General features: G+C 60.8%; 14 protein-coding genes. 1 reads left to right on the top strand and 13 read right to left on the bottom strand.

All coding sequences use genetic code 11. From position 1 onward, the window contains the following. Positions 1-8: 8 nt before the first annotated feature. Positions 9-1,883, bottom strand: a complete 1,875-nt coding sequence (locus AC5E6W_RS11180; protein ID WP_491752495.1) for a hybrid sensor histidine kinase/response regulator — start codon at positions 1,881-1,883, stop codon at positions 9-11. On the opposite strand from AC5E6W_RS11180, the gene AC5E6W_RS11175 reads away from it, so the two are divergent. After that, positions 1,875-2,069 carry a hypothetical protein gene (locus AC5E6W_RS11175; protein ID WP_491752505.1) on the top strand — a complete coding sequence of 65 codons (195 nt, stop codon included), beginning with the start codon at positions 1,875-1,877 and terminating at the stop codon, positions 2,067-2,069. The genes AC5E6W_RS11180 and AC5E6W_RS11175 overlap by 9 nt on opposite strands. Positions 2,070-2,283: 214 nt before the next feature. Here AC5E6W_RS11175 and AC5E6W_RS11170 read toward each other — a convergent pair whose 3' ends face one another. From AC5E6W_RS11170 to AC5E6W_RS11115, 12 genes are all read right to left on the bottom strand, one after another. Then, on the bottom strand, positions 2,284-2,997 hold the full coding sequence (locus AC5E6W_RS11170; protein ID WP_491752373.1) for an OmpA family protein: 714 nt from the start codon (positions 2,995-2,997) through the stop codon (positions 2,284-2,286). 74 nt (positions 2,998-3,071) lie between these two features. Continuing rightward, entirely contained in the window at positions 3,072-3,890 is an 819-nt protein-coding gene (locus AC5E6W_RS11165; RefSeq protein ID WP_491752372.1) for a flagellar motor protein, read from the bottom strand. A 21-nt stretch (positions 3,891-3,911) separates the two neighbouring features. After that, the gene (gene fliS, locus AC5E6W_RS11160) at positions 3,912-4,355 is read right to left on the bottom strand and encodes a flagellar export chaperone FliS (RefSeq protein WP_491752371.1); all 444 of its coding nucleotides are present in this window, start codon (positions 4,353-4,355) and stop codon (positions 3,912-3,914) included. Next, positions 4,352-6,031, bottom strand: a complete 1,680-nt coding sequence (gene fliD / locus AC5E6W_RS11155; protein WP_491752370.1) for a flagellar filament capping protein FliD — start codon at positions 6,029-6,031, stop codon at positions 4,352-4,354. Before fliD ends, fliS begins: the two co-directional genes overlap by 4 nt. Positions 6,032-6,141: 110 nt before the next feature. Next, positions 6,142-7,287 (bottom strand): flagellin N-terminal helical domain-containing protein, encoded by a 1,146-nt coding sequence (locus AC5E6W_RS11150; protein ID WP_491752369.1) that lies wholly within the window; start codon positions 7,285-7,287, stop codon positions 6,142-6,144. Between the two features lie 255 nt (positions 7,288-7,542). Further along, positions 7,543-8,748, bottom strand: a complete 1,206-nt coding sequence (flgL, locus tag AC5E6W_RS11145; protein WP_491752368.1) for a flagellar hook-associated protein FlgL — start codon at positions 8,746-8,748, stop codon at positions 7,543-7,545. A gap of 89 nt (positions 8,749-8,837) precedes the next feature. Continuing rightward, positions 8,838-10,211 carry a flagellar hook-associated protein FlgK gene (gene flgK, locus AC5E6W_RS11140; protein ID WP_491752367.1) on the bottom strand — a complete coding sequence of 458 codons (1,374 nt, stop codon included), beginning with the start codon at positions 10,209-10,211 and terminating at the stop codon, positions 8,838-8,840. A gap of 537 nt (positions 10,212-10,748) precedes the next feature. Continuing rightward, positions 10,749-11,030 (bottom strand): flagellar biosynthesis anti-sigma factor FlgM, encoded by a 282-nt coding sequence (gene flgM, locus AC5E6W_RS11135; RefSeq protein WP_491752366.1) that lies wholly within the window; start codon positions 11,028-11,030, stop codon positions 10,749-10,751. A 122-nt stretch (positions 11,031-11,152) separates the two neighbouring features. Further along, entirely contained in the window at positions 11,153-11,539 is a 387-nt protein-coding gene (locus AC5E6W_RS11130; protein WP_491752365.1) for a hypothetical protein, read from the bottom strand. After that, positions 11,539-12,645 (bottom strand): flagellar basal body P-ring protein FlgI, encoded by a 1,107-nt coding sequence (locus AC5E6W_RS11125; RefSeq protein ID WP_491752364.1) that lies wholly within the window; start codon positions 12,643-12,645, stop codon positions 11,539-11,541. Before AC5E6W_RS11125 ends, AC5E6W_RS11130 begins: the two co-directional genes overlap by 1 nt. Before the next feature lie 47 nt (positions 12,646-12,692). After that, on the bottom strand, positions 12,693-13,403 hold the full coding sequence (locus tag AC5E6W_RS11120; protein WP_491752363.1) for a flagellar basal body L-ring protein FlgH: 711 nt from the start codon (positions 13,401-13,403) through the stop codon (positions 12,693-12,695). After that, entirely contained in the window at positions 13,403-14,026 is a 624-nt protein-coding gene (locus AC5E6W_RS11115; protein WP_491752362.1) for a flagella basal body P-ring formation protein FlgA, read from the bottom strand. Before AC5E6W_RS11115 ends, AC5E6W_RS11120 begins: the two co-directional genes overlap by 1 nt. Positions 14,027-14,034 lie beyond the last annotated feature (8 nt).

The following is a 14,034-nucleotide window of genomic DNA, read 5'->3' as shown; positions in this document are numbered from 1 at the left end:
GAGGGCGCTCATAGGTGCGGGACCAGCAATTGAACCGAGGGAAGTTGAGCCGTACGCAAGCCGTGAATCGCCGCCACAAACTCGCGACGCTGATAGGGCTTGTGTAGCAGAGGACCGTCCAGGTGAGACGAGCGGCGTTCTGCTAAAGCATCGGCAGGAAACCCGGAACAGTAGACCACACGAATGTCGCATTGCACCGCACGAAGTTTTTCGACCAGTTCCACTCCGTCCATGCCACCGGGCATGATGATGTCGGTGATCACCAGATCTACCTTCTGGCGTGCAAGGATTTCGAGGGCCTGGGCGGGACCCGAGGCTGACAAGACCCTGTAGCCCAGCGCCTCGAGATACGTCACAGCAACCTCCAGCAGATCCGTCTCATCGTCTACTACGAGCGCACAGCCATCCCCGATCACGAGGTCGCTTCCAAAATCTGCGGGCTCGGCCAGGACGAGGGAGTCCTCCCCAGAGAGCGGGAGGTAAAGCGAGACGGTGGTTCCGTAGCCAGGCTCGCTGTAAATGCGAACGGTCCCCCCGGACTGGCGGGCGAACCCGTAGACCATCGCCAGCCCCATGCCTGTTCCCTTGTCGCGCCCCTTCGTGGTGAAGAAAGGCTCGAAGACGTGTTCCAGCACCTCTGGAGACATACCATGGCCGGTGTCCGAGACGGAGAGGCAAGCATAGGAGCCCGCCCTCAACTCTCCGGCGGCCACTGGCGGGTAGCTTTCATCAAGGTAGGCGACATGGGTGGTGATCGTAATCGAACCGCCCTTGGGCATCGCATCCCGGGCGTTGACCAAAAGGTTCAGCAGCCCATTCTGCAACGCCGCGGCGTCCACAAAGACTGAGGGTGTGCTCTTGTCGAAACGCGGAACGAGGTTGATTTCGGGTCCGAGGGCGCGTGTTGCGAGTTCAAGGGTGCTTTGTACAAGATCGCTGAGCCTCGCTGGAGCTGGCGAAAGCTCTTCACGGCTGGAAAAGGCGAGCATGCGGCGGGCCAGAGAAGCCCCACGCCCAGCGGCGCGCTCGACGTTACGTACGCGGGCGAGAGCGGCCTCATTGCCCTCCAGCATCTCCTCGAGCAGCTCGAGGTTGCCGAGGATGACGCCAAGGAGGTTGTTGAAGTCATGCGCCACGCCACCGGTCAACTGGCCCAAGGCTTCGAGCTTCCGGCTCTGGCGCAGCTGGCGCTCCAGGCGGCAGCGCTCGGTGATATCACGCGCAATCTTCGAAGCTCCGACGATATTGCCGAAGGCATCGCGAATCGGAGAGATCGTAGCGGAGATGTGGATCGCCGAACCGTCCTTGCGGCGACGCTCGGTCTCGATGTGTTCGACGGTCAGGCCGAGCCGTATGCGGCCCAGGATGTCGTCCTCTTCGCCCTGGAGGCTCTCTGGAACCAGGATCCGAATGGAGCGCCCCAGCATCTCTTCAGCGGTGTAACCGAAGATCTTCTCAGCTCCGCGGTTCCAGCTTGTCACGTTGCCATCCCAGTCCTTGCTGATGATCGCGTCTTCCGACGAGTCGACAATGGCCGCGAGCCTCTCCCTCGCGAGCATGGCGCGCCGCGTGTCAGTAATGTCGCGGTAAGTCAGCAGCGTCGCAGTCGGGAGACCCTTATGGTTGCGGACCGGAGAGCTGCTCACCTCTGCGTAACGTACATCGCCGTGGAGCTTGCGAACGATCTGCAACTCGAGGCCGCGAACATAGTGGCCCTTAGCGGCGAGGTTGCTGGGCCATTCCTCATCAGGCAACGTGGCGCCATCCCAAGTCAGGACCTCGTAGCCGCTGCGGAGTTCGCTGTAAGAGGTAGAGGGACCGGTCACGCCCAGTATCGTTGCTGCCGCCCTATTCATGGTGGCTATGTTCCGGACATGGTCGATGAGGACGACGCCCTCACTGAGTTGCTCAAGTACGGCTTTCGAGCGACGCTCCGCTTCTTCGATCTTGCGCTCCTGGTGCAGAAGATAGCGGACGATGCAAAGTACGAGGATGCCGGCCGCGACCGCGCCGCAACCGAAGGCGAAAGGCCCGAAGGACTGCCCGAGCAGATCCATCGCCAAAAATAAGTAAGCCTGCGTCATCCACCCGACCCGCTACACGTTTTGAGACTCTGCACTGCGTTCGGAGCCGATCGCAGTGAGCTTCCGCGACGACGTCCGTTGATGTACGAATTCAATTCAGCAACTCCATCATCGGCCACACATATAGCGAAGAGCACCCGGCTGGGCACTTTGGTGCGGGTCGGGTTTCGATTCGGGAAATTAGCCAATTCCTTGGGGATTAGTGCGGAATCGACACCGGTGGATGCGACTGAGCGGGCGATGGATTCACCGGCACGGTCACGAGGACGATGTCCACACGTCGATTCTGCTGCCGCCCCTCGATTGTGTCGTTCGAGGCAGCCGGATGGTACTCGCCATAGCCCGCAATTGCGAGGCGCTCCGGATCGAAGTCTCCGCTATCGAGCAGCATCCTGGCGACCGCAGTCGCGCGAGCGGTGGAGAGTTCCCAGTTGGAATCGTAGCGCGCACTGTGCATGGGCACATTGTCCGTGTGGCCTTCGATCCGCATGTTGAGCCCGTATTGCGTCAGGACAGCGGCCAGCTTCCGGATCTTCTCTTTGGCTCCGGGCAGGAGATCCGCCTGACCGCTGGCGAAGAACCCGAGCTCATGAAGACTGATGACGAAGCCCTCCGGCGTCATGCGCAGAACAACTTCTTTCTGGGCGATCTCCTGTCCCAGCGCTTCGCCCAGCTTCCGCTGGAGCTCCGAGATGTCGATGCCCGCGCTGCGATCCACGATAGGGTCGCCGGGACGAGGCAACAGCGCTGCGGCCGGAGCATGCAGGGTGGACTGTCGGCCGTCCACGGTGATCACCCTCACCTGCATCTCCTTAAATCCGTCTTTGACTGCGGCGGACACTTTGGCGACCGCCTGCTGGTCCTTGTAAGCCGAGGCAAACAGAACGATGAAGAGAGCAAACAGAAGTGTCACGAAATCTGCGTAGGAGACCAGCCAGCGCTCATGGCCAGGGGAATGCGCCTGCCGCCGACGCTGAAAGCGGGAACTCACTGGAGCACCGCAGACGGAACCGTGTCAGGCGGCGTCTGGGGAAGGTAGCACGCCAGGCGCTTTTCGACAGCCCGCTGGGTGTTCTTCTCGATGATGGCGACCACTCCCTCGAGCGCGAGCTCTCGCATTGCCTGACGACGCTCGATGAGAGCCCGCATCCTCCCCGCGCAAGGCAGGAAGAAGAGGTTGGCCGAGCCGACGCCGTAAAGCGTGGCGACAAAGGCTGCCGCGATTCCGCGGCCTACTTCTTCAATGTTTGCGAGGTGCTGCATGACCTGAATCAGGCCAATGACCGCGCCAAGAATCCCGATGGTGGGGGCAAACCCCCCGGCAGACTCGAAGACCATGGGAAGAGCGTGGTCACGATCCATTTCTGCCTGCATCAGGCCTTCCATCGAGTGACGCAATTCGTCCGGCCGGGTGCCGTCGATGGCCTGAGTGAGGCAAAAGCGTAAGAAGGAGTCTGGAATGGAGTTTAGCGTCGAATCAAGCGAAAGTAGGCCGTGCTTTCTCGCCTGCATAGCGTAGCGGCCCAGTTCGTCGATCAAATGGGCGGCCTTGTCATTGCTGCCAAGGAAGACCTGTCGCAGCATGCGAAAGGACCGTCCAACGATGCTGAGGGGAAACTGCACCAGCACAGCGCCAAGGGTGCCACCGAAGACAATCAGCGCCGCTGTCGGCTGCAGGATCTGCCGAAGATTGCCCCCATCGAGGACGAGTCCCGCTCCTACACCGAAGAGGCCGACGGCGAGCCCAAGGAAGGCGCTTCCCTGCCGCGGCGCTTTCTCTTGCAGTCGATGCTCCGAGTTTTCCATGAGTCGCTCCAACGCCGACGATTATGCGTGATGAGAGTGCGACAGAGCGTTCATGCTCTCCGAGGCGACCATCAGCCCAGGCACAGCATCGGCAATGACGGCATCGCGTTGTTGCCATGCGCTGCGCACCTGTAGGACTAGCTCGATTTGTGCCTCCAGCAGCTCTGCAGACTTCGCCACAGAGGCTTGGAGCATGCGGGTGCGGATGATCTGGTAGAAATCCGCAAGGCTCTTCGCCAGCGGGTCCCCGCTCTCGAGGTTGACCCAGTCCTGCAACTGACCGAGGACCAGCGTGGCATGGTTGAGCGCGTCACAGCGGGCTTGGATGTCGTCTTTGCGCATGGCGTCGACAGCGAGGCGGAGATCGGCGGCAAGTTTGTCGTAGAGTGCGATGACGAGGCCGATCGGCGTCGCTCCCGCAATCGAGGACTGGCGATACGAAAAAGCTGGATTTTCGAAGCTCATGAGCTCTTTCCTGTGAGACCGAGTAGGGCGTTGATCTGGGCCATCTGGCTAGACAGTCCTTCCAGAGCGGATTCCGCCGAGGAGAGGTCACTGGTCAGGGAGGTCTGCAGCGGCGTGATGGTGTTCGTCTCGAAGTTGCTGATGTCGCTTGTCAGGTCAGTCTGGTTGGAAGAAATGCTCTGAAGATCCAGAGTGAACGCTCCGTCCGCCGGATCGAGAAACGTACTGAGGGCGTTATTCATGGAAGCGGCGAAACCGTTGAGTGCGGGCCCCTCGAAGAAATTCTGCACATCGCCAGGATTGTTTACCAGCGCCGCACTCAGCGTCGTTGTATCGACGCTGAGAGTACCGTCCGTCCCCATCGAGATGCCAAGATCGGAGAGGCTGCCGACGGTCGTCGTTCCGCTTGTTGGCTTATAGGTATAGTTCAGCGCCTGCTGGAGTGCGCTCTGCAGCGAGGTCACCGTAGGATCGGACGCGAGATCTCCCTGATTGCCAGTCGTGGCCGAAAGAGCAAACTGGCCAGTCACGAGGTTGCTTGCTGTGTTGTAGTCGGTGACGAACTGGTTGATGGCGGTGGCGACTGCGGTAGCATCGGACGCAACCGTGAGAGTGGCCGCACCTCCCGTGGTAGCGCCGAGAAGATCCAGTGTGACACCGCTGATAGCGGTGGTCACGAGATTCGAAGCGCTCGAGACGGGAACGCCGTCGACCACTAGACTGGCGTTGGCCCCCGCCTGTGCCTGGGTGAATCCGAACGTGGGTTGGTTCACGCTGAACGTCGTCGTACCATCCGTGCTGGCGAGCGTCATAGTGGTGCCCGTCGAGGTGCTGTTGGCGGTAGCGGTCACACCAATTCCGGCGTTATTGATCGCCGTTGCAAGCGTCGCGTAGCTCTCGCCATCTGTCGTCGTAAAGTTTGTGGCCGTACCTCCGACCGTCACGGTCAGCGTATTGGCGCCGAGCGTCTCGCCGGTGGGAAGCTCGGGCGTGGCCCAACTGGTGCCGCCGCTGAAGTTCGTTGAGCTGACACTGAAGTCGGCTGCGGATCCAGAACTGTTGCTCACAATCGCCAGACGCGAACCACTGGCGTCGCTGATCACGTTGGCAGTCACGCCGAGCGTGCTTCCATTGCTTCCAGTGGCAGCGTTGATCGCAGTGGCGAGTTCGGTGAGTGTGTTCACACCGCTGCCTGTGGTAATGGATGCGGATTGTCCATTCGCCATGGTGATGGTGAAGGATGTCGAGGGCAGCGTTGTGGCTGCGCTGGCAGAGAGATCCGAATACCAGGCGCCGGTGCTGGCAACGTTATTGACGACCACGCTATGGGTTCCGGCTACGGTTCCGCTGGCGGCGGTCGCCGTCACCTCCGAGCTACTCGAGGACGTGACCGTGCGAGAGGCCAAGGGGCCTGTCAGGGAGTTCAACGACTGCATGTCGGTCTGTATAGCCGTCATCGCCGTCTGCATTGCGGTGAGTTCGCTGGTCTGATTGGTATAGGTGGCCTGCTGGGCCTTCCAGGCTGTCTCCGGGGCGCGGGCAGCTGCAACCGCCGACGCGACGGCGGCGGTAACATCGATGCCAGCCGAGGAGGAGCCGGTGGCGGCCTGCAGGATAGAGGTGTAGTCGTAGGTCGAATTGTTGCTTGCAGCGGAACTGACCGAAGAAGAGCTCATGCCTTCAAGCCTTTCCCAACGTAGCTTGCGCGAGCCACGAAGAGGAGAGCGTTAAGTGAGCCGGGGAGGTGACGGAGTTACCTCGTCACCTCCCTGGAGCTCGGGTTAGGTTACTGGACCAGCTTCAGGACAGCCTGCTGAGCCTGGTTGGACTGCTGGAGAGCGGCCATACCGGTGGACTGCAGAATGTTGTACTGCGTCATGTTGGCAACGGTCTTACCGATGTCCGCGTTCTGCACGCTGTTGGCAGCGCTCTGCAGGTTGGTCACCTGAGCGTCCATGACCTGGGTCGCGGCGGTGAGACGGTTGATGGAAGCGCCGATGTTACCGCGCTGCTGGGCGACGGTGGCAACTGCCGCCGTCAGGTCGGTGAGCGCCGTCTGGGCGAGCGCGTTGGTGGCCAGACTGTCGGAACCCAGACCCAGCTGCGTAGCGGAGAGCGTGTTGATCGTGGTGGTGACCGTGGTGTTCGAAGCACCGGTGGTCACACCATCGCTCATATACACGGTGTTGGTGTTGTTGGTGCCGGCGGCAGCTTCCATCGGTCCAAGAATCGCATCGTTGCTGGTTACGGTGATACCCGTCGTGCCGGTGTTCGGTCCGATGACCAGATCGTTGCTTCCGTTGAAGGTTGCCGCAGTGCCAGCCGAGAGAGTGCCGGCCGAGACAGCGGAGGTAATCGCAGCCTGCAGGTCGGCGATCGTGCTGGAAGCGCCCGCGGTGAAGACGAAGGTACCGCCGGTCGACGAATCGGTGATCGTGGTCGTCTTGCCACTGGTCAGCTGCGTATTTGTCGCCAGCGAACCCTGGGTGGAAACAAAAGACGTGGGCGTGTTGGATGAGAACACGTTCGCGCCGTTGAAGTTTGTCGAGTTACCGATCTGGTTGATCTCGTTCATGATCGATGTGAACTCGGTGCCGAGCGCGGTGACCTGGCTGGCGTTGACGTTGCTGGTGGAAGCCTCGGTCGCCAGGGTGACGGCGCGGTTCAGAAGCGAGGTGACCTGGGAAAGGGCGCCGTCTGCAGTCTGCAGCATACCCACACCGTTGGCGGCGTTCTGCTGCGACTGGGTGAGAGCCGCAATATTGGCGTTGAGGCCGTTGGCGAGCGAAAGGCCAGCCGGATCGTCCGCGCCTGAGTTGATCTTGAGGCCGGTCGACAGCTGGGTGAGGGTCTTCTGGAGGTTGGTCTGTGTGTTCGAGAGCGCGTTCTCCGCGGTCATCGAGGCGATGTTGTTCAGGACTGTGAGTGCCATTGAGAATCGTCTCCTTGTATTTCCAACCGGTGCCTCACTCTTCTGTTTGGAGGCCGCTTAGCGCGCCCCAGTTTGAGGGAGAAGGCCGTCTTGGACAGGGATCTTATCGGCTGCTGCATCGGACTGTTTACCGCGATACATCGATAACCCATCTCTTTTCTGAGGACCGCACATCCCCCAAATGGGGTAGCGGCGGCGATTGCGAAATCCGCAATGTGCCGCCGCCCGGTTAGGTCCTCGATGGGAGGGATATGACTACTGCAGGTATTGAAGAAGGGTCTGTGGAAGCGCCTTGGCAGCGGCGGCGAGGACAGCATTGTTGTCCAGCTCGGCCTGCGCCAAGTTGGTCGCAGCGTCGGCTGTACTAATCCCGGTCAGGGCTGTCTGCTGCGTGGTGAGAGTGATCGTTTCCTTGCTCAAGTAGGTATCCTGCGAGTTCAACTCGCTGACACCTTCATCCAGGGGAACGCGGAGTGTATCGAAACTGTTCAGCGCGGCCGAGACAGAATGCGTGGCCGTCGAGATGGTGGTCGCGTCGCCGCCCTTGAGGGCCTTGACCAGGTTGGTCAATGAGGCGATCACGTTGCTGCCGTTCCCGAACAGAGTGCTTCCGGGGACATTCGCGGCGATGGAAAGAGAGTCGCCCACACTAACGCTGTTGACGTCCGAGTTGCCGACGTAGGCATAGGAGTCCGAGACCTGCGTGCCCGTATCCGCGCTCATGGATCCGAGTACGGCATCGTTGCTGGAGACTACGATTCCTGAGCCGCTACTGGGCTGGCTGATATTGAGTTGGCCATTACTGTCGATCGAAGCGGTTGTCCCAGCTGAAAGTGTGCCGGCTGACACAGCACTGGCCACCGCCTGCTGCAGTGTCGCCACGGTGTCGCCGCTCTGCGCGGTATAGGTGAAGCTTTCGCCGGTGGAAGCATCGCTGATGGTCGTCTCGGAGCCTGCCGTGAGCGTTGTGCCCGTAGTGAGAGGTGTCCCGACGCTGCCATTCGCGGACGAGTAGGAGGTGGAAGCCTGCACAAACGGGGGCGTGGTTGTCGCCGAGCCTCCGAAGACATAGGACCCCTCGTAGGCGGAGTTGGCCTGCGAGACGACCGTCTGCAGAAGACCTTCGACACTACCTGCGATCGACTGCAGGTTGCCGGCAGTCAGCGACGTGCTGGAGCCCGCGGTACCGGAGCTGATAGCGCTCGTCATCGCTGTGACAACCTGACTCATCGCTGAGCTGGCCGTTTGCATACTACTCTGCAGCGCGGAGACGTTCTTCGTGTACTGGTCGATGGTCGCAGACGCCGCCAGGGAGCGAACCATGTTCGCCGACGCGGACGGATCATCCGACAGTTGCTGCACGCGGAGGCCGGTGGAGACCTGCTGTTCCGCCGTGGCGAGAGAGCTCTCACTTTGCTGGATGTCGTACTGCACTTGCGGCATCATGCTCGTCACACGCATTCTCTTCTCCTTCGTCTTGCTGTGTTGCGTCGTGTTGCTCTGTGTTGATTCGATCTAGCCAAAGCTCCCAAGAATCGTGGCGTCTGCGCTTAGGCTGCTGCCGACGTGCCCATCGAAAGGGTGACCTGAAACAAGGACTGAATCGTCGATACCACTCTCGCTGCAGCTTCGTATTGCTGCTGAAACTGCATTAGGGACGTAGTCTCCTGGTCGATAGAGACACCGCTCACCGAGCTAAGCTGGGTGTTGAGCGAAAGCAGACTGGACTGTGCAGCGTTCGAGGACGCGGTGGCGTTGGCTGCAAGCTGACCGACCTGATACACCAGGTTCGAGTACGTGTCACCGGGCGTTGAGCCGGACGCGAGCGTCTTGGTCTGGATAGCGGCGAAGTTGGCCAGGTTGCCATTGCTTCCACTTGCGCCAGTCGAACTGGCGGCGATCTGTGTGGTGCTGGTCAGCGCCAGGCTGATGCCCGCAGCCGAACCCGAAACCGTCGACGGCAGATTGAACATCGCCGTGCCGGTCGCCCCATTCTGATCTGTACCCTGCGCCTGTGCCGAGTTGAAGGCCTGTCCCACCTCGTTGGCGAGTGTATCCAGCTGACTGAGAACGGCTGGAATGGTCTTCTGTTGCATGATGAGCGTGCCACCGAGGTCGCCACCTGTGATCGTCGAGGTGACATTCGTCCCGTTCGAGTCGCTCACCACGGCGTTGCCGTCCGCTCCGGTCGTGGAAGAGAGCGAATAGCTCTTCGAACCGGCGACGACCACAGCGTTCCCAATCGTGAGGGTGGTTCCGTCTGAGGTCTTGGTCGCACTCACGTTGGCGACCTTGGAGAGCTGCAGCACGAGCTGATCCTGCTGATCTTGAAGCGTGCCCGCATCCTTGCCCTGATTGTTGGCAGCGGCGATCTGTGAATTCAGCGCGGCGATCTGCTGCGTGAGCTGGTTGATCTGGCCAACATCCTGTGTCACCTGGGAGGTGAGCCCCGTCTGTATCGAGGTGAGCTGTTGCGACGCGGAGTTGAACGAGGTTGCCAGGTTCGTCGCGGCTGACAGCACCGCCTGCCGGTCCGAGGAATTCGTCGGATCGGTAGAAAGGGTCGAGAGGCTCGAGAACATCGTGGACATCTGGGTGCCGATGTCGCTGCTTGAGGTGGTGAAGACCTGCTCGATCTGGGTCAGACTGGTCGACTGCGCATCTGCGCTCGATTGAGCCTGGGTCTGCTGCTCTACCTGTCCCTGCAGAAGCTCGTCGCGCACGCTCTGATAGCCATCGAAGTTGACGCCGCCGCCGAGGGTCTGACCATCAGCGACACTGGTCCCGGCTGTCTCCAGCACTGCCGTCTCGCGGGTATAACCCGGGGTGTTGGCATTGGAGATGTTGTTGTTGACGATCTGCATCGCGCCGTCAGCCGCATTGAGCGCGCTGCTGGCCATGTTCAGTGAGCTTGTGAGCGACATACGTTATACCTCGCAGGACCACGTGCTCCGGACAAGGTTGCCCGGGTGTCTGGATGGACGATCTGAGATAGTCGACCGTACCTCGCCCGCGTAGCCGCGGCAAAGAGAGGTCAACAGGCTGATAGATCGGCTGGAAGTCTGAAGAACAAGAGCGTATTCCGTACTGACGTGACGGAGACTATCGACTGCCATTTCGATACGGGACTCGAAGTCGCCCCACACCTGAGCCCAAGCCTTCGCTGCGTTTCCGCGAGTCGGAGAGACTTCGGCCGGTTGCGGCATGCCCGCCAGTTGGGAGCAAATATCTTCCTGGCGGCAGATGCTGTCGGTAAGAGTCAGGAGGTCGCTCGTGGTAATCGCATCGAGCGTGATGCGGATCTCGGCGGTGAGCGCCTCGACGCAGGCAAGAAAGTGAGCAGCTGATGGATCAACACCCCTTGGGGTGGAATTGGAGGCGCATGAGAGCGACTCGGTTGCTTGGCCGGTCATGGGTCAGTGTCTCCCTCTCCACCGGCCGGTCGCTGCGTCGGTGGAGGACTACATGCCCTCGCTCAGGATGCCCTTGGCAATCTTGGAGGGATCGATGTTGTAGTTACCCGAAGCGACCTGCTGCTTCAGAGCGTCCACCTTGTCCTGCCGCACCTGGGGAGAGGCCATGGCCTGGCTCACCAGAGAAGAAACTGCGGAGCTCGAGGTGCTGAGTGTGGTGCGATCCTGAGTCTCGACCGGCGCTGCAGCGGACTGTGACGTTGTTGCGGGCCGGTTGTTGAGTTCAACGGGACTCTGGTTCGAAATGCCGTTGGAGAGATCAACTTTCATTGGTTTCGTCCTCCTATCCTGACGGTACGTTCTATCGGCAGAGAAGGGGAGCCGTTCAGTACTCTTCCGGCACTTCTTAGTAACTAGGCGAATCCGTTACGAAGGGGCCATCTTGCAGCAACTTATGACGATTTTTGCGACACAACAGCCTCCGTCGTGGCCTTCTGTTCCAGCTGGTGGGTGATCATGCGCGAAATTCCGATGCCGCCGGAAGCCGCCATGGCCTGCCCAAGTGATTGCATGGCAATAGCTTGCATGGATGAGCTACCGGCATCGCCGTCTTCATCCTCGTCGCTGCCGGGGAGCTTGCCAAAGCTGTCCTCAGCTTGCTGGAGCCACTGGCCCAGTAACAGCGACTCGAAATCCTGGCCCGCCTTGTGGATTTTTTTGTTATCGTCACCGCCCTTCCCGGAGGTGAGCTGGTTGGCCTGCTTCACGAGACTATCGGCAGCGCCGTTCATCGGCGATGAGGAAGCCGTGGCGGCAAGGCCTGTGCTGGATACCGGCACTAGATGACCTCCAGGTTGGCGTCGAGCCCTCCGGCCGCCTTGATGGCCTGCAGGATCGCAATGATGTCGTGCGACGTCGCTCCGATGGCATGCAGCCCGCGGATCAGCTCCTCGACACTGGCGCCAGCCTTGAGCTGGATGGACTGTGCCGGAGCGTCCTTCACGTCGATCTTGGTCTGCGTGGTAGAAGTCGTGGTGCCGTTGGAGAAGGGCGCAGGCTGGGAGATGATCGGAATCGTCTCCACGTCGATGGTGAGCGAGCCGTGGATGACCGAGACCGGCTGCAGCCGCACGTCTCCGCCCATCACGATCGTTCCGGTTCGTTCGTTGACGACGACCTGGGCAGGCTGTTCGACATTGATCTTGAGCGACTGGACGCGCGAGATGAGATCGGGCACCGAACCATCGCCAGTATCGACGACGTTGACATCGACGCGGCGGCTGTCGATGGCGCGAGCCACCGGCTTGCCGAATTCCTTATTGATGGAGGTCTCGACGTTGTGCGCGGTGGTGAAGTCAGGATTGAGCAAAAGGAAGGAGAGCTTCGGCATTTTGGTCAGATCGATCGAAGCGTCGCGCTCCACCGATGCGCCGTTGGCGATACGTCCGGTGGTCGGATGGTTAACCGACTTGCCGTTCTTCTGTGTTCCTTCGGTATAGCCCCCGAGAATCAGAGATCCCTGCGCGACGGCGTAGACCTTTCCGTCAGCTGCGCGGAGAGCGGTGAGCATCAGGACACCGCCGCTGAGGCTCTTCGCGTCGCCGACTGAAGAGACGGTGACATCGAGGTCCATGCCTGGCCGCGCGAAGGGCGGTAGCGACGCGGTGACGAAGACCGCGGCTACGTTCTTGACGGTCACTACGGCTGGTGCGATCTGCACTCCCATGCGCTGTAGAGTGTTCGCCAACGTCTGCACGGTGAAGTATGTTTGTTGCGAATCGCCTGTGCCGTGCAGGCCACTGACGAGGCCATAGCCGACCAATTGGTTCTCGCGGACGCCCTCGATGCTGGTGATGTCGCGAACGGTGAGGAGGTGCTCCTGCTGCGCATGCGCTGTGGCCGCGACCATCAGGAGCCCGGCAAGAGCCATTGCCAGTGAGGGCAAGAAGCGCTTACAGGTGGAGCGTATCTTCGTCGCGTGGACGACCCGGGTTAGAAGCCAAAGAGCCATAGGATTGCCTTCGTGATCGGGTTGGGCGGCCGTGTGCCGTCGGAGATGATGCCTTTGCCCTTCATCTCGATTTCGAGATTTGCCAGAGCTGACGAGGGGACAGCGTTCTGCGGGCCGATGTCGCCGGGGCGCAACAGGCCGCGAACCGTGACGTCCTCGTGCTGGTTGTTCATGAAGATCTCGCGGTGCGCCTCGACGATGAGGTTGCCGTTGGGCAGCACTGCGATGACCTGGCCGGTGAGGCTGGTCTGAAAGGCTGTACTCGAGGCCGTCTGGCCGGAGCCCTTGAGCGTGGTCGTCGAGTTGGCGGCGAGTAACGGGTTGAGCACCGAGGGGGTTTGGCCCATGATGCCGGTGATGGCTGAATTATGCGCGAAGGCGCGCGAAGTGTTCACCGAGCCGGACTGCGCAGCAGTGGTCTGCACCGACACGACGATAGTGATGGTGTCGTTGAGACGCTTGGCCTTGTAGTCGGTGGAGATGTCGTTGAGCGCGCCGTCTGAAGTCCATAGGCTGCCCAGCGTGTGCTCGTCGGGCACGGCAATGTTCTTGCCGGAGAGGCGCGCGACGTATTGCGCGCGGAGATCGTCGGCCGTCGGCTTCTTCTTCTTGGCATCCTTGCCGGCGTGGGCATTGAGCGCGAGCAGGCTCACGCAGCACAGCATCAGTGTTGTAGCAACGGTGCGGCGCATCAGAATGATCCCTTCACCAGGCCGTCGCGGACGACCTGAGCCTGGAACGTATTGTGGTTCATCGGATTGCTGACGCGAATGGTCTGTCCTTCAGAGCCATCCTCAAGGCAGGTCACCGTCATCTGGATATGAGCATCGCCACTGTTCATGAGCATCGTGGCGCGGCTGCCGGCCTTAATCACAACGGCTGGCGCAGCTATCTGGGCTGCGGCATGCGGTGTCGACGCACTATGCAGAGGCTGCGAAGATGGCGTCACCCACGCCACCCTCGGCATGGAGACGACTGCATAGAAAGGAAGACACTCGCGTGTCGAGGTGCAGGCTACGCGGGCAGCGAAGCGAGGAACCGTACCTGCTGCGAGGTCCTTGCGCGTCGGCTGTGCGTGGTCAAGCGGAAGAATCGAAGTCACATGAAGATCAGGTTGTTCGGAGGATGAGACCACGCGGCTGAGTAACTCGATCCGCGTGTCAGTGATGGCAATGCCCTGCTCTGCAAGGCGTGCCTCGATGACGTGCTGGAGTTGGTCGGCCGAGAGAGGGAATGCATGCGTGCGGTGCGTCTGCGCCCCCGCAGACGCTGACATGGTCAGCACCCCCAGCACCGCAAGCATTGTGGTCTTCATGGTCATCC

The organism is Bryocella sp. (genome assembly GCF_058498515.1).
Note: the sequence above shows the minus strand (reverse complement) of the source record. Positions and strands in the feature narration are given on the sequence as shown.